The organism is Streptomyces olindensis (assembly GCF_040645895.1).
Classification (GTDB): Bacteria; Actinomycetota; Actinomycetes; order Streptomycetales; family Streptomycetaceae; genus Streptomyces; species Streptomyces olindensis.
Map to the genome: position 1 here is coordinate 169,218 of NZ_JBEYZD010000005.1, position 16,175 is coordinate 185,392.

The 16,175-nt window shown below is 71.4% G+C and carries 12 protein-coding genes and 1 pseudogene; 8 read left to right on the forward strand and 5 right to left on the reverse strand.

Annotation, left to right across the window (positions count from 1 at the left end):
* Positions 1-459: 459 nt before the first annotated feature.
* The 7 genes and pseudogenes from ABZ948_RS04745 (at position 460) to ABZ948_RS04775 (ending at position 8,778) form a co-directional block, all read left to right on the forward strand.
* Positions 460-2,460, forward strand: coding sequence for an RICIN domain-containing protein (locus tag ABZ948_RS04745; RefSeq protein ID WP_359757265.1), 2,001 nt, complete (start codon positions 460-462; stop codon positions 2,458-2,460).
* 91 nt (positions 2,461-2,551) lie between these two features.
* A complete protein-coding gene (locus ABZ948_RS04750) occupies positions 2,552-4,285 on the forward strand; it encodes a substrate-binding domain-containing protein (RefSeq protein ID WP_359757267.1) in 1,734 nt (577 codons plus the stop codon).
* Positions 4,286-4,503: 218 nt separating this feature from the next.
* Positions 4,504-5,631 carry a Gfo/Idh/MocA family protein gene (locus tag ABZ948_RS04755; protein WP_359757269.1) on the forward strand — a complete coding sequence of 376 codons (1,128 nt, stop codon included), beginning with the start codon at positions 4,504-4,506 and terminating at the stop codon, positions 5,629-5,631.
* A complete protein-coding gene (locus ABZ948_RS04760; RefSeq protein ID WP_359757271.1) occupies positions 5,624-6,547 on the forward strand; it encodes a DUF6807 domain-containing protein in 924 nt (307 codons plus the stop codon). The genes ABZ948_RS04755 and ABZ948_RS04760 overlap by 8 nt, the downstream gene beginning before the upstream one ends.
* Positions 6,544-7,290 carry a cupin domain-containing protein gene (locus tag ABZ948_RS04765; protein ID WP_359757273.1) on the forward strand — a complete coding sequence of 249 codons (747 nt, stop codon included), beginning with the start codon at positions 6,544-6,546 and terminating at the stop codon, positions 7,288-7,290. The genes ABZ948_RS04760 and ABZ948_RS04765 overlap by 4 nt, the downstream gene beginning before the upstream one ends.
* A gap of 62 nt (positions 7,291-7,352) precedes the next feature.
* A pseudogene (locus tag ABZ948_RS04770) lies at positions 7,353-7,769 on the forward strand (family 43 glycosylhydrolase); the annotation flags it as partial.
* Between the two features lie 121 nt (positions 7,770-7,890).
* On the forward strand, positions 7,891-8,778 hold the full coding sequence (locus ABZ948_RS04775; RefSeq protein WP_359757328.1) for a family 43 glycosylhydrolase: 888 nt from the start codon (positions 7,891-7,893) through the stop codon (positions 8,776-8,778).
* 68 nt (positions 8,779-8,846) lie between these two features.
* Here the strand turns inward: ABZ948_RS04775 and ABZ948_RS04780 are convergent, their stop codons facing one another.
* The gene (locus tag ABZ948_RS04780; protein ID WP_359757275.1) at positions 8,847-9,476 is read right to left on the reverse strand and encodes a TetR family transcriptional regulator; all 630 of its coding nucleotides are present in this window, start codon (positions 9,474-9,476) and stop codon (positions 8,847-8,849) included.
* A gap of 364 nt (positions 9,477-9,840) precedes the next feature.
* Here ABZ948_RS04780 and ABZ948_RS04785 point away from each other — a divergent pair, with 364 nt between their 5' ends.
* Positions 9,841-10,728, forward strand: a complete 888-nt coding sequence (locus tag ABZ948_RS04785; protein ID WP_359757277.1) for a helix-turn-helix domain-containing protein — start codon at positions 9,841-9,843, stop codon at positions 10,726-10,728.
* 10 nt (positions 10,729-10,738) lie between these two features.
* Here the strand turns inward: ABZ948_RS04785 and ABZ948_RS04790 are convergent, their stop codons facing one another.
* The 4 genes from ABZ948_RS04790 to ABZ948_RS04805 all read right to left on the reverse strand — a co-directional run bounded on the left by ABZ948_RS04790 (position 10,739) and on the right by ABZ948_RS04805 (position 15,889).
* On the reverse strand, positions 10,739-11,893 hold the full coding sequence (locus ABZ948_RS04790; protein WP_359757279.1) for an XdhC family protein: 1,155 nt from the start codon (positions 11,891-11,893) through the stop codon (positions 10,739-10,741).
* Between the two features lie 139 nt (positions 11,894-12,032).
* Positions 12,033-14,240: a xanthine dehydrogenase family protein molybdopterin-binding subunit gene (locus ABZ948_RS04795; protein ID WP_359757280.1), complete on the reverse strand. Its 2,208-nt coding sequence runs from the start codon at positions 14,238-14,240 to the stop codon at positions 12,033-12,035.
* Positions 14,237-15,217 carry an FAD binding domain-containing protein gene (locus ABZ948_RS04800; protein ID WP_359757282.1) on the reverse strand — a complete coding sequence of 327 codons (981 nt, stop codon included), beginning with the start codon at positions 15,215-15,217 and terminating at the stop codon, positions 14,237-14,239. Before ABZ948_RS04800 ends, ABZ948_RS04795 begins: the two co-directional genes overlap by 4 nt.
* Positions 15,218-15,223: 6 nt before the next feature.
* Positions 15,224-15,889, reverse strand: coding sequence for a (2Fe-2S)-binding protein (locus ABZ948_RS04805; protein WP_359757283.1), 666 nt, complete (start codon positions 15,887-15,889; stop codon positions 15,224-15,226).
* Positions 15,890-16,175: the final 286 nt, after the last annotated feature.

The window sequence follows — 16,175 nt, forward strand, 5'->3', positions numbered from 1 at the left end:
TTGATCTGTGGTGATGCCGACCGGTGCCCGGCGGGGAGGAGGGGGCCCGGCCGTGGCTCGGCCCGACGGCGCACAGAAAGCCACGAAATACCGGGAGCGGTGAGGTGTCCGACAACAGCAGGGGCAACGTAGTGATCGTTCACCTGAGCGGTCAAGATGTCTGCAGGTGATCGTTCACTACGCCCCTGCCCATTGGCATTACCGGAGTCGAATCGCTCTCGACAGCGACCGAAACTCTCCCCGTCCGCACCATTGACACACAAGTGTTACAGCCAGTCTTATGTGCGCCATCGTTGGTTTCAGTCGACCTCTGCTCCCCAGGGCCCCGCCGTCGCCTGTCGGCTCGATCGCGCCGTGCCCGACACCCCTGCCTCGAAGGTTCCCGACGGGCGCCATCGACCCCTCGATCGTGATCGTTCACTATCCGGCCACGAGTCCACCTGACACGGAGGTAGCGCAATGAAGTCGAACACCGGCCCTTGGTCGCGCCGCAGATTCCTCGCCACGAGCGGGGCGGCAGCCCTCGGGGGCATGGCGCTGAACCTCGTCGGCGGCCTCCCGCGGGCCAACGCGGCCGGCAGCGTGGTGTCCTACGTCGACACGTCGAGGTCCACGTACGACAAGATCACCCTGATGGTCGACGGGAAGCCCTTCTACCACAGTGGCGTCCAGTTCCGGTACGAGAAGCACAAGTACACGTTCGGCTGGACGGACGCCCAGTTGAAGCCGGTGCTCGGGATGATCCGCGACGACGGGTTCACCGTGGTGAACATCCCGATCTGGTGGTCGAAGGTCGAGACCTCGAAGGACGTCTTCGACTTCACCGACATCGACCGGTACCTGGCCTGGTGCGGGGAGTACGGCCTCAAGCTGGAACTGCTGTGGTTCGGCCATGAATCGACCGGTTCCTCCCTGGCGCCCCGGATGCCGGCCTACGTGATGAACGACTACCAGTTCGTGGTGAAGTCCGACGGCACCAGACTGACCCTGAACGGCAACCCCCTCCTGGACAAGACCGATCCGAACCTGCTCGCCAGGGAGAAGTTCGTACTCGGCCGGCTCATGACCCACCTCGCGACCGCCGACACCGCTCACACCGTCGTCGGCATCCAGGTGCTGAACGAACCGAACGTGTCGAAGCAGCAAGGCGGCTCGTCCATCGACCGGAGCTACAGCACGTACAGCACCGACCGCTGGACCAGCGGCGGGTACGCCGACGCGGTGAAGTTCCGCAAGGACGTGCTGCTGGACTACCTGACCGAGCTGGGACAGGTGATCAAGCAGTCGGACTACTCGGTGTACACCCGGACCAACATCGCCGGCAGCGGGGACACGGTGCCGGTCGCCGAGAACGAGGCCCGCAGGGCCCAGGGGACGTCGACCATCGACTTCTTCGGGAAGGACCCGTACACCACGGGCCTCGACACGCTCTACAACTACGGCAGGGACGCCGTCTGGGCCCAGGGGAAGAACTTCCCCATGATCATGGAGAACTTCGCGGGAACCCCGGCGGCGGACGTCGAGAAGTTCAACGGCATCGCCGGCAACACGGCCTTCAATCTGTACGCCGCCCTGGACCCGGACTCCAGCACGGGCAGCAGCGGCCACGGCCTGTACGACTTCAACCCCACCACCAAGGTCGTCACCCGCAAGCCCGTCTCGGACAAGGTCGCCCGACTCAACCACGTGCTGAACAAGATCCACCGGGACCTCGCCAGCAGGACGCCGGTGGAACGCGGCGGAACCGACCTGCAGACCTTCAACCGGAGCGCGACCGCCGGCGCCACCACCACCAAGCCCGTGGGCGGCGCCGACATCACGTTCACGACATCGACCGGTGCGCAGGCCTTCGGTGTCCGGCGCGGTGCGGCCGAGTTCGCCTTCGCCACCACGACCGAGGCCACGTTCACACTGCCGGGCACCATCGGCGTCGTACGGTCCGTCGAAACCGGCCGATACGACACGAACGACAACTGGGTGAAGTCCGGCACCAAGACGTACAGCACAGCGTCCGGGGACACCGTCATCGCCCTGGCGGCCGGCGAATGCGTGCGGGTCGCCTACCTCGTCAGCGGCGCGCGGTACAAGCTGAGGAACACGTCCTCGGGCAAGTACCTCGACACCGACGCGAACGGTGCCGTCATCCTCTCGTCCGCGACCGTCTACGACGACCAGGACTGGATCGTCGCCAGGGACTCCTCCGGGTCCTGGACCATCAGGAACGTGCGAACCGGACGCTTCTATCTGGAGGCCGGTGCCGTCGACAACAACGTCATATGGAACACCGGCACCGTCGCGGACGCCTCGCTCTGGAACCTGGAAGGGGTCGCGGCAGGCGGGCTCCGCGTCAGGAACACCCACACGGGACGGGCCTACCTGTACGGCAACTCCGCGGGTGAGGCGAAGTGGAACACGGGAACGCAGGACGCGAGCACGGTCTGGGAGTTCCAGCCGAGGTAGCCGCCCTCCCGCTGCCCCCTCTCCCGCGAGGCCGGAAGGAGGCGCTCGCCCGGGAGAGGGCGGCTCAGGGTGCCCGTGTAATGATTGCCGCATGACTCAGGCCGACGTGTTGCGGGCCCTGGACGCCAGGGCCGCCGGCCAGTGGGGCCTGGTGACCACCGCACAGGCGAAGCTGGACGGCGTGCAGGGCGTCCAGCTCCTGCGGCTGGAGCGGTCCGGGGCGCTGGAGAGCGTCGGCCACGGGGTGTACCGCCTGACCGCCTCTCCCCCGCCGGAGCACCTCAGGATCAAGGTCGCGTGGCTGCGGCTGGATCCCGGGACTCCGGCGCGGGACCGCCGCACCGACGGCCCCGGGGCGGGCGTCGTCTCCCACACCTCGGCGTGTGCGGTGCACGGCCTGGGCGGCCGGCCCGCCGACCCTGTGGAACTGACGGTGGCGTCCCGCCGTACCACGCGTGACGAGACCGTCGTGCTGCACCGCGCGGCCACGGACGCCGAGGACGTCACCGTCGTCGACGGGCTGCCCGTCACCACCGTGCCGCGCACCCTCGTCGACCTGCTGCGAGCCCGTGCCGACGCGGCCCGTACGGGCACGTTCGTCGCCGAGGCCGCCGCCCGTGGCCTGGTGCGCGTCGACGACCTCGCGCCACGGGTCGCGGCCTTCGCCGGCGCCTACGGACTGCCTGCGGAGGCGTCCGGCACGGAACTGCTGGAGTTTCTGTGCGAGCGGGCGGGGCGTCCGCTGCCGGCCCGGAAGGCCGGTCGGCCCGCGGTGAAGGCCTCCGACCCGAGGGCCGCTTCCGCCTCCGCCTCCGCCTCCGCCTCGGAGAGGAGACGGCCGACCATCTGGGAGGTCGCCAAGCGGGCCGGCGTCTCGCACCAGACCGTGTCCCGGTTCCTGAAGAACGACAGCGGCATGAAGCCGGCGACGCGGGAAAGGATCGAGCGGGCCGTCGCCGAGCTGGACTACCGGCCCAACCTCATGGCGCGGTCGATGCGCACGCGGCGGTCCCACCGGATCACCATCGTGCTGCCCGAGCTGAGCGGTTTCGTTCCGATTCCTCTGCTGAGGGGTGCCTCGGCCGCGGCGCACGAGGCCGGGTACATGACCGACGTCGTCGGGCTGGAGGGCGGCGAGTCGCGGCGCGCCCGCAGCGTGCTGTCCCTGCTGGAGACCCGGCAGGCGGACGGGGTGCTGTCGCTGGTGCCGCTGGGGGACCTCGCCGGTGGTCAGGGCACCGGGCAGTGGCCCGTGGTGGTGCTGGGCGAGTACGACGACAACCTCCAGTCCCGGGGACGGCTGGCCGACGGACGGCCCGCCGAGGAGATCCTGCGTCACCTCGCGGACCAGGGACACCGCCGGTTCCTCCACGTCGCCGGCTCGCAGGACTGGGCCTCGGCACGCAACCGGCGGGCGGTCTACGTGGAGGCGGTCGAGCGACTGGGCCTTGAGTCCTACGGCGTCGTCGACGGGGACTGGTCCGTGCGCTCCGGCTACGAGGCCGCGCGGGACCTGCCCGCCGATTCCGGCGTGACGGCCGTGCTGGCCGCCAACGACTACGTCGCCCTGGGCGTACTGCGCGGCTTCCAGGACCGTGGTACGCGGGTGCCCGAGGAGATGAGCGTCTTCGGCTGGGACGACGAGGAGTTCACCCGGTACTTCGCGCCGAGCATCTCGACGGTGCACATCAACAAGGAAGAAGTCGGCCGCCAGTCGATGCTGTCGCTGCTCGCGCTGCTGCGCGGCGAGTCCGCGCCGGAGTCCGAGGTCACGGACCTGTTCCACCTCGTGCCGCGCGGGTCGAGCGGCCCGGCTCCCCGCTGACTCCCTCGCAAGGCCCCCCGTCGGGACGTCACGCGAAAAGTGAACGATCACTTCGCAACTCTTGACCGCCAAGGTGACCGTTCACTACGTTCATGCTGCCGCCGCTTCCACACCGGCGAGAGCCCGAGTTCGTCCGACAGAACCGCTCCCCCCGACCGCACGGCCACGCGTGCACGCCGTGGGCTGAGCAGAGCGAACCGATTCCACGAAAGAGCCCCATGACTGAGTACAGCCAGCCCTCGCGGGTGGCGATCGTCGGTGCGGGAAACATCGCCGACGGCTGTCACATGCCCGCCGTCCAGGCCCAGCGGGGCGCGGCAGCCGCCGTCGCCGTCGTCGACGTCGATCTGGAGCGTGCCGAGGCCTTCGCCGCCCGCTGGGGCATTCCCGCCGCCTACGACAGCCTCGACCGGATGCTCCAGGAGCAGCACCCGGACCTGGCCATCGTCTGCACGCCCCCTCTCGCCCACGGCGAGGCCATCACCGCCTGTCTCGACGCCGGGGTGTCGGTGTGGTGCGAGAAGCCTCCCACCCTCTCGGTCGCCGAGTACGACGCGGTCGCCGCCCACGAGCGCGAGGGCGGCCCGTACGTCTCCTACGTCTTCCAGCACCGGTTCGGGTCCGCCGCCCGGGCTCTGCGGGAGCACATCCGGACCGGCAGGCTCGGCGCTCCCCTGGTGGGCGTCTGCCACACCCTGTGGTACCGGGACGACGCCTACTTCGAGGTCCCGTGGCGCGGCAGGTGGGAGACCGAGGGCGGCGGCCCCACCATGGGACACGGCATCCACCAGATGGACCTCATGCTGTCCCTGATGGGGGAATGGACCGAAGTGCGCGCCGCCATGGGGACGTTGGCCCGTGACGTGGAGACCGAGGACGTCTCCATGGCGATGGTCCGCTTCGCCGGTGGCGCCATGGTGTCCATGGTCAACAGCCTCCTCTCCCCCCGCGAGACCAGCTACCTGCGCTTCGACTTCCCCGAGGCCACGGTCGAGCTGTCCCACCTGTACGGCTACGACAACTCCCACTGGACCTGGACTCCCGCACCCCACCGGGCCGATGCCACGCCGGCGGAGCTGGGGGCACCCCTCGACGACGAGCCCAGTTCGCACGCCGCGCAGTTGCGCGCGCTGCTGCGGTCGCTGCGTGCCGGGGAACGGCCCGAGGCCGGCGGCGACGACGGCCGCCGCGTCCTGGCCCTCATCGCCGCCCTGTACGAGTCGGCGCGGACCGGACGCCCCGTCACTCCGGACATGATCACCCCGGCCAGCCCCTTCTACCACTCCATGAGCGGCCGCCCCGTCGCCGCCCGGGACAACGCCGTCAAGGAGAAGACCGGTGTCTGAGACCCCCTTCCGCCTCGAACACGACGACGCCGGAACGCAGTTCGTGGTGTCGGCCGCGGGCACGGACCTCGCCACGTACGTCTACCGGCCGGACACCCCGCTCGAAGAATCCCCCAAGCCCTACGTCTACCCACTGAAAACACTGTCCGGCGCCTCCGTGGGCGTCTACCGGCCCTGGGACCACCGCTGGCACAAGGGCCTGCAGATGACCTGGTCCCACCTGTCCGGCGACAACTTCTGGGGCGGGCCCACCTTCCAGCAGGGTGCGCCCGGACACGGCTACGTCTGGCGGGAGAACCACGGCCGGCAGGTGCACCGCGCCTTCGACCGGCAGGACGCCGGCGACAACGAGGTGTCGGTCGTCCAGGGGCTGGACTGGATCGCCTCCAGCGGCGAGACGTGGATCGACGAGAGCCGCACCCTGCGCTTCCACAGCGCCGATACCGCCGAGGGCGTCTGGGCACTGGACTTCACCGCCGCCCTGACCAACGTCCACCACGAGCCCCTGCGGATGGGCAGTCCCACCACGCACGGGCGCCCCGACGCCGGCTACACCGGACTGTTCTGGCGCGGGCCCCGGGCCTGGACGGGTGCGGACGTCATCGCCGACGGGGGCCACGAAGGCGACGCCGTCATGGGTACCCGGGGCGCCTGGGCGGCCATCACCGGCGAGCACGACGAGATCGACGGCGGCGCGACGGTCCTCGCCTGCGCCGGTACCACCAGCGGTGCCGCCCCGCTGACGTGGTTCGCCCGCAGCAGTGCCTTCGCCTGCCTCAACCCCTCGCCCGCCTTCGACACGGAGATCGAGCTGGAACCCGGTGAGAGCCTGCACCTGACCCACCGCTTCGTGTTCCTCGACCGCAGGGTGGATCGCCACGAACTCGAACCGATCGCGCGGAGGTTCGCGCTGTGACCGCCCTCCCCGGCTTTCCCGGAGCCGTGGGGCTCAGCCGGCTCGAGGTGTACCCCTGGCCCACGGCGGACGACGAACACGGCGGCTCGCCCCACATGCACCTCGCCTGCGCGGAGTGCTACGTCGTCGTCAGTGGCCGCGGCCGGCTGGAGACCCTCGGCCACCAGGGACTCATGACGACCGAGCTGCACCCCGGAGACGTCGTCTGGTTCACCCCCGGCACGATCCACCGAGCCGTCAACGACGAGGACCTGCGCGTGATCGTCGTCATGCAGAACAGCGGCCTTCCCGAGGCAGGCGACGCGGTGATGACGTTCCCGCCCGAGCACCTCTCCCCCGACACCTACCCGGACGCGGCCTCGCTCCTCGACGCCGAGGGCAACCCCAGCCCCGAGCGCGCGCGGGCCCGCAGGGATCTGGCCCTCGCGGGCTTCACCGAACTGAAGAGGCAGTGGCGGCGAGGAAACCGCTCGGCCTACGAGGACTTCTGCGCGGCAGCGGTGCGGCTCGTCCAGCCCCACCTGGACACCTGGGAGAAGACGGTCACCGACGGTGCGCTGGCGGCCGCGCAGGCGGCACTACGACACATCGGTGCGCTGAGGAGCGGCGACTTCACCCACCTGTTCGACGCGGACGTCTCACGCATCGCCCGACCGCCACGGCAGACCCTGGGCATGTGCGGTTACCTGCGCGCCTACGCGGCGGCGCACCGGACCGGTGCACCGGGAGGTGGTGCCCCATGAGTTCGCCACGGCCGGAAGTCGGTGGGTACGCCGACGCGGCGACCGCCCCGATCCTGTCCGGGATGTACCCCGATCCTTCGGTGTGCCGGGTCGGCGAGGAGTACTTCCTGGCGAATTCGTCGTTCGAGTACAGCCCCGGCGTTCCGGTCTGGCATTCGAGGGACCTGCTCTCCTGGCGTCAGATCGGCAATGCCCTGACGAGGGACGAGCAGTTCCCCGCGGGCCGTTCGCCGTCGAGCCGCGGCATCTACGCCCCGACGCTGCGCCACCACGGGGGCCGGTTCTGGCTGATCACCACGAACATCGACGACGCTCGCGGCGGCCATCGGCTCTACCACGCGAGCGACCCGGCCGGGCCGTGGTCCGCGCCGGTGTGCCTCACCGGACTCGACGGCATCGACCCGGACCTGACCTGGGACGAGGAGGGAACGTGCCTGGTCACGTACTGCTCGTGGTCGGAGACCGAGATCGGCATCAGGCAGGTCGCCGTCGATCCGGAGCGGGGGTCGTTCCTCGAGCAGCCGCGGTGGATCTGGCACGGCACCGGCCTGGCCCATTCCGAGGGGGCCGCACCTCTACCGGCGCGGCGACTGGTGGTACCTGGTCATCGCCGAAGGCGGCACCGACCGGGGTCACGTGGTGTCGGTGGCGCGCTCCCGGAGCCCCCGGGGGCCTTTCGAGGCCGCCGCGCACAATCCGGTCTTCACCCACCGCAGCACGGCTCATCCCGTCCAGAACGTCGGTCATGCCGATCTGGTGGAGCGTCCCGACGGGACGTGGGCAGCGGTGTATCTCGGCACGCGGCCACGAGGACGCAGCCCACGCTTCCACGTCAACGGCCGTGAGACGTTCCTCGCCGACGTCTCCTGGGTGGACGACTGGCCGCGGTTCGAACCGGCGAGAGGCCGCATCCCCGCCGGACAGCGGGACTTCGAGGACGACTTCTCCGCGCCCGGGCTGGATCCCCGGTGGGTCTCACCGGGGCAGCGTCCCGACCGGTTCGTGCACGGCGCGCCGGAAGGGGTGGTCGTGGGTCACGCCTCGAGCGAGACCGGCGAGCCCTCAGGACTGTTCACGCGGGTCGGCGGTGACCACTGGGAGGCCGACTTCGTCGTCGATCCGGGCGAGGGTGCGTGCACCGTCGCCCTACGGCTCGACGGTGCCCACTGGTACGGCCTGCACGTCGCCGGCGGCGCGGCAACCGCCGTCGCACGGATCGGACAGGTCCGGTCGGTTCTGGGCTCCCGCCCGCTGCCCGACTCCCCTGTCACCCTCCGCGTCCGCTCCGCGGAGCCCACGTGGAACGGACCGGACGACATCGAGCTGGGCATCGGTGACGGACACGGCACGGATGTCCTCGCCCGCCTGGACGGACGCTATCTGTCCACCGAAGTGGCGGGCGGCTTCACCGGGCGCCTGGTCGGTGTGTGGGCCGAGTCGGGGGAGGTCCTCGTCCGCCGGGTCCGGTTCGCCGAACGGCGCGCGTGACAGCGCCCGGTGCGGATGTACCCGGTGACGGTGAGGTGGAAGCGCCCGCGACGCGGCGGCGGGCCGGGCTACTTCTCCAACGCGCCCATGGCCCGGTCGAGCAACTCGGCCAGCGGGACCGCGCCGTCGCAGGCCACCCATCCCTGGGAGGCCACGTCCAGGCAGGCGAGGGCGGCGGCGGCCAGCGCACTCGCCCTGGGGTCGTCGGGCCGGTCAGCACTCACGCCCAGGCGGCGGGCGACCTCCGGCACCAGCAGTTCCTGCCAGCCCAGTTGCTTCTCGTAGTGCCGGGCGCGCAGGGACGGGGTTTCCTGGAGCATGCGCAGATAGCCGAGTACCTGCTCGGGCGGCGCCGCCTCGTTCATCCGCGTGAGGGCGTCGAAGGACCGGCGCAGTGCCTCCCAGGGCCGCTCGTCGTCGGGGCGGGAGGCGAGCTCCGCCGCGATCCGGTGGCCGGACTCCTCCAGGCGCCCGAGGACGATGTCCTCCTTGGTCCCGAAGTACCGGAACAGGCTGGCGCGCGACAGGCCCACCTCGGCGGCGATCTGGTCGACGGTCGTCCGGTCGAACCCCTGCTCGGTGAAGAGCCGGTGCGCCACCTCCACCACCTCCGCCCGGACCGTCGCACGCACGCGCTCGCGCAAGCCGGGCGGCTTGCCTGCGGACCGGGCGGCGGCGGTACGGGGCGTCTCACTCATATCGGCAGCGTACAACAACGGCTCACTTTGATACCGAGTATCAGTCCTCACTCCCGGTCGTCGTGAGCGACTCGAGGGTCACGCGGCGCCGCCCTGGGCCTCGGCGGAGACGTCGGCGCATTCCTCCCAGGTGGACGCCGAGGTTGGGGAAGGCGGTGACGCCGCCGACGCTGGAGATCTGCACGATGTGACCGGCGCCCTGGGCCCGTTGGGTCTCCATCTGCTCGCGGACCTGCTGGGAAGGATCGCCTCGCCGTGGACGGCCACCCCCTCTTGAGACTCAGTCTCAAGATGATTCACGGATTCGTTGCTGTACGCTGTTCCGCACCCCCGGCGAGGGACGTTCGACAAGGGGAGGACAGGGATGTCTTCACATGTGGCGGCCGGTGACGAAGGCACGTCCGGACTCGACCGGCGTACCGAGTTGAAGGAGTTCCTGCGGTCTCGCAGGGCCCGGCTCAAGCCCGAAGAGGTCGGGCTGCCCTCGCACGGGCGGCGGCGCGTTCCCGGACTGCGGCGCGAGGAGTTGGCGCAGCTCGCGGGGGTGTCGTACGCGTACTACGCGCGCCTGGAACAGGGCTACGGCGAGACCATGTCGGCCGAGGTGCTGGACGCCGTCGCCCGGGCCCTGCGCCTGAACGGGGAGGAGCGGGAGCATCTGGTCCGGCTGGCGCAGCCCGAGCGGCAGAGCGCGACGCAGGCCGTGCCCCCGTCGCAGCCGCTGCGGCCCAGCGTCCGGCATCTGCTCGACGCGCTCGGCGTGCCCGCCTACGTCGTCGACCGGCGCCTGAACATCCTGGGATGGAACCGGCTCGCCACCGTCGTCTTCGGAGACTGGGGCCGCCTGCGGCCCGAGGAGCGCAACGTGGCCCGTCTGGCCTTCCTCTCGCCCGAGGCGCGCGAGAGGTTCGCCGATCCGGATAGCACGACGGAGAGGATCGCCGGCGTGGTGCGCATGAACGCCGGCAAGAGCCCCGGGGACCCGCACTTCTCGTCGCTGATCGAGGAGTTGTCGCAGCAGAGCGAGGAGTTCCGGCGGCTGTGGGCCCGGCATGAAGTGAGCTGCGGGTCCGCCGGCGAGACGGTGCGGATGCGGCACCCCCTGGTGGGAGAGTTCGACCTCGTCCACGAACCGATGGCACTGCCCGGCGGCGCGCCCATGCGGCTGGTCACCTATCACGCCGAACCGGGTTCCCGGTCGGAGGAGGCCCTGCGGATGCTGGCCAGTTGGGAGATGGAGCCGCTCGGCTGACCCCGCGGCCTCATGCGGCCAGGAGCGCGGCCGGTGACGACGCCCGGTCCACGGGAAGGGAACCGTGGAGGGGGCCGTCGACACGGGACAGGGGCAGGCCGGTGCCGCCGTGGGTGTGGGCGATGATCTCGGCGGTGATCGAGATCGCCGTCTCCTCGGGCGTGTGGGCGCCGAGGTCGAGTCCGATCGGTGAGCGCAGGCGCGCGAGGTGCTCCTCGGGCACGCCTGCCTCACGCAGACGTTCCCGTCGGTGTTCGTGGGTGCGGCGGGACCCCATCGCGCCGATGTAGCCGACCGGGAGGTCGAGGGCCAGGCGGAGCAGGGGGATGTCGAACTTGGCGTCGTGGGTGAGGACGCAGATCGCGGTGCGGGCGTCGACCTCGGCGCCCTCCAGGTAGCGGTGCGGCCAGTCGGCGACGACCTCGTCCGCGCACGGGAAGCGCTCGTGGGTGGCGAAGACGGGGCGGGCGTCGCAGACGGTGACCCGGTAGCCGAGGAAGCGCCCTGCCTGGCTGAGGGCGGCGGCGAAGTCGACGGCGCCGAAGATCAGCATGCGGGGCGGCGCCGCGCGGGTGTGGACCAGGAGCGTCAGCTTCTCCGGACTGGTGTCGGCGTCCCCGCCCACCTCGACGCGGGCGGTCCGGCCCGCCCGCAGCAGAGCGCGGACCTGGGTGGCCGCCGCCCGGTCCGCCCGCCGGTCGCCCAGTGTCCCGTCGTACGCGCTGCCGCTCCCGACGACGGACAGGGTGCGGCCGAGGAAGCGCCGCGGCCCGTCGATCACCTGCGCCACGGCGACGGGGACACCGGCCGACGCCTGTTCCAGGGTGGAGGCCAGGTGGGGATGGTCGGCGGGGTCGATCCGCTGGACCAGTACCTCCAGTTCGCCGCCGCAGGTCAGGCCCACGGCGAAGGCGTCGTCGTCGGAGTAGCCGAACGAGGCCCGTATCGGGGGTTCGCCCGACTCCAGGACCTGCGTGCACAGCTCGTAGACGGCGCCTTCCACGCACCCTCCGGAGATGCTGCCGACCGCGTTGCCGTCGGTGTCCACGGCCAGGGCGGTGCCGGGGGGCAGGGGTGCGCTGCCGCTGACCCGGATGACGGTGGCGAGGGCGAAGGGACGGGCCTCGCGGCACCAGCGGTACAGCGTGTCCGCGATGTTCAGCATGAGGGGCTCTCCTGGGGCGGTGTGGGGAGCCGCCGCCGCGCCGGCATGGGGGGATGGTGGGGCGCGGCGGCGGGCCGATGAGGGGGGCGGATCTCAGGGCCCCGGCCGGATGGCGGAGGGGCCCGGTGCCGCCCCGGGTTCAGAGCAGGGCTTCGGCGGTGATGGGCAGTTCACGGACGCGGCGTCCCGTGGCGTGGAAGACCGCGTTGGCGAGGGCGGGTGCCACCCCGATCTGCACGAGCTCGCCGAGACTCTTCACGCCGATGGGGCCGGCCTTGTAGTCCTCCCCGTCGAGGTAGACGGCCTTGAGGTCGGGGACGTCGGCGTTGACGGGCACGAGGTAGTCGGCGAGGTTGGCGTTGACGATCCGGCCGTCGCGGTGGTCGGTGACCGTGTGCTCCAGCAGGGCCGCGCCGATGCCGCCCACCATGCCGCCGACGGCCTGGCTCTCGGCGAGCTTGGGGCTGATGATCCGGCCGGCGTCGTACACGCCGAGCATCCGCCGCACCCGGACAAGACCGAGCCGGGCGTCGACGGCCACCTCGGCGAACATCGCGGCGTAGCCGTACATCGAGAACCGGCTCTCCTCCTCCGGGGTGTACGACCCGCGCGCCTCCAGGTGGGTGCGGTTGTTGCGGGCCAGGAGCTGCCGGTAGGTCTCCCCGCGCGTGGAGTCGCCCCGCACGTGCAGCCGGCCGCCGCGGACCACGACGTCGTCGGCGTCGACGCCGTGCAGCGGTGAGCGTTCGTCCTCGACCGCGAGCGTGATGGCCTGCTGCCGCAGCTTGTCGCAGGTGTCCTGCACGGCGGACCCGACGCTGAGCATGGTCTGCGAGGCGCCCTGCGCCGGGGCCGGCGGCATCGCGGAGTCGCCGAGCCGGAAGGTGACGTGGCGTACCGCCAGGCCGAGGGCGTCGGCGGCGACCTGGGACATGGAGGTGTAGGTGCCCGTGCCGGTGTCGTGGGTCGCGGACCGGACGACCGCGGTGCCGTCCGCGTCGAGCCGGGCGTGGGCCTGGGCCTGCCCGCGGAAGACGTCGTAGCAGCCGGTGGCCACGCCGGTGCCGATGAGCCAGTCGCCGTCCCGCCGGGAGCGCGGCCGGGGATCGCGCCGGTGCCAGCCGAAGGCGCGGGCGCCGACGCGGAAGCACTCACGCAGCCGCCGGGTGGAGAAGGGCTGCCGGGTCGACGGGTCCTCACCCGGTTCGTTGCGCAGCCGCAGCTCGATCGGGTCGATGCCGAGCTTGTGGGCGAGTTCGTCCATGGCGGTCTCGATGACGAAGGCGGCGCTGCCGTAGCCGGGGCCGCGCATCCACAGCGGGGTGCTGACGTCGAGCGGCACGATCCGGGGGTTCTGGCTGACGTTGGGCACCGCGTAGAGCATCTGGCCGAGCGCCAGGTTGGCCTCCCAGAACTGCTCGTAGCGTGAGGTCTCGTACTTCAACTCGTGGGTCATCGCGGTCAGCCGCCCGCGCCGGGTGCTGCCCAGGCGCAGCTGGTACTCGTAGGCGGGCCGGTAGCCCACGGTGAAGTACATCTGCCTGCGGGTCAGCGCGAGTTTCACCGGGCGGCCGATCTCGCGTGCGGCGAGCGCCGCGATGGTGACGTGCGGCCAGGCCCTGAGGGCGCTGCCGAACGCCCCGCCGATGAACGGCGAGAGGACACGCACGTTCTGCAGCGGGATGCCGAACACGGCCGCCAGTTCGTTCTGCGTGCCGATCACCCACTGGGTCTTGTCCCACACGGTGAGCCGGTCGCCGTCCCAGCGGGCGACGGTGGCGTGCGGCTCCATCGGATTGTGGTGGTTGCGGGAGAGCCGGTACGTCATCTCCAGCCGGACGTCCGCGGCGTCCAGCGCTTCCTGGGCGTTGCCCCGGGCGTAGGGCCGCGCGAAGGGCGCGGGACCCTCCTGGGCCGGGCCGCGGGTGAGGTCGGTCGACGGCTTCTCGGCGGCGTAGGAGACCTTGACCAGGCTCGCGGCGTGCTGCGCGGCCTCCAGCGTGGTGGCCAGGACGACGGCGACCGGCTGGCCGAAGAACCGCACCGTGTCGTCCTGGAAGACGTGCAGCCGCTCCCCCGGGAAGGCGTTGCTGACCCGGTTCTCACGGTAGGCCAGCCTGGGCCTGTCGAGGTGGCTGATGACGCCCAGGACGCCGGGCTGGGCATCGGCGGCGCGGCTGTCGATGCCGGTGATGCGGCCTCGGGCGATGGTGCTGTCGACGACTACGGCGTGCACGGCGCCATCGATGTCGTGGTCGGCGGCGTACTTGGCCTGGCCGGTCACCTTCAGCCGTCCGTCCACCCGGGACAGCGGCGCTCCGACGGCTGCCTGCGGCTGCGGGCTCACTTGCCACCTCCTACGACGCGCAGTTGGCGCTCGACGGTCCGTTTGAGCAACTCGACTTTGAAGCGGTTGTGGTGGAGGGGGCGGGCCCCGTCCGCCGCCCGTTCGGCGGCCTCGGCCCACAGGGCGTTCGACGGCCGTCGCCCGATCAGCTGCCGCTCGACGGCGTGCAGCTTCCAGGGCACGGTGCCCACGCCCCCGGCGGCCGCCCTCGCCTCGCGGATCAGCCCGCCGCTGATGTGCAGGGCGACCGCAGCCGAGGTGAGCGCGAACTCGTAGGACTGCCGGTCGCGCACCTTCAGATAGCCCGACCTGAGCGGGCGCGGCAGCGCCGGTATCTCGACTGCGGTGATCAACTCGCCCTGGCGCAGGGCGTGTTCGCGGTCGGGTGTGCTGCCCGGCTCGAGCAGGAAGTCGGCGAAGGGCACGGTGCGTTCGCCGGCCGGGCCCAGCAGGTGCACGGTCGCCTCCAGTGCGGCGAAGGCCACGGCGACGTCGGAGGGGTGGGTGGCCACGCAGTCGTCGGAGGTGCCGAGGATGGCGTGGGTGCGGTTGACACCGTCGCGCGCCGCGCAACCCGAGCCCGGCGCACGCTTGTTGCAGGCGGCCGACACATCGCGGAAGTACGTGCAGCGGGTGCGCTGCATGATGTTGCCGCCGATGGTGGCCATGTTGCGCAGCTGCGCCGACGCGCTCAGCTCCAGCGCCTGCGAGATCACCGGGTACAGGGCGCGCACGCCTCGGTGGGCGGCGGCCTCCGACATCCGCACCAGGGCACCGATGCGCAGGCCTCCGCGCCGGGTGACCACGATCTCGCGCAGGGGCAGGGCGCTGATGTCGACCAGGGTGCGGGGGCGTTCGACGGTCTCGCGCATCAGGTCGACCAGCGTGGTGCCGCCGGCGATGTACCGGCCGCCGTCGCGGCCCGCGTCGAGGGCCTCACGGGTGGTGGCGGCCTTCGTGAAGGAGAAGGGATGCATCGGTCCTCACTTCCGGCCGGCGGCCTGCTCGACCGCCCGCACGATGTTCACGTAGGCACCGCAGCGGCAGATGTTGCCGCTCATGAACTCCCGGATCTCCTCCGGTGAGCCCGTGTGCCCCTCGTCGATGCAGCCGACGCCGGACATGATCTGGCCGGAGGTGCAGTAGCCGCACTGGAAGGCGTCGTGGTCGATGAACGCCTGCTGCAGCGGGTGCAGCCGCTCCCCCTTCGACAGGCCCTCGATGGTGGTGACCTCGGCGCCGTCCAGCCGGACCGCCAGCGTCAGGCAGGAGTTGACCCGGCGGCCGTCGACCAGAACGGTGCACGCGCCGCAGGCACCGGCGTTGCAGCCCTTCTTCGAGCCCGTCAGGCCGAGGTGTTCACGCAGCAGGTCCAGCAGCGAGGTCCGGTTGTCGACCGTGACGGTGCGGCGCTCGCCGTTGACGGTCAGGGAGACGCGGCTGCGGGGCGGCGCCTGGGCGGCGTCCGCGGGCTCGGCACCGAACACGGACGGCCCCGCTGTGAGACCACCCGCGACGACCGCGCCGCCGACGGCGGTGGTGGCGGCGATGACCGTCCGCCGGGAAGGGTCGGACCGAGATGCCTCGGAAGACCCCTCGGGAGATCCCTCGGGTGGAACGACTGCTGACTCGGGGGGTTCGGTGACCATGACCACTCTCTCGGACGACGGAGGACGGACGACGGAAGGCGGAGGGCGGAGGGCGGACGGCGGAAGACGGACTCGGGCGGCGGATTCCGTGGCGGCGGCTGGGCGACCGCTGCGAGTGGGCAGTCCCACCGGGGTGGCCCGGTCTGCCGTGCGCCGGCGGCGCCGGTCGGACCGGCGTCTCTCGCCACGACCCGCCTCCGCGGCCGACGAGGCGGCCCAGCGGTGCGGTACGGCAACCACTGTGCGGCATGTGGCGCGGTACAACGAGCGGAGAGTCTTGGGACGA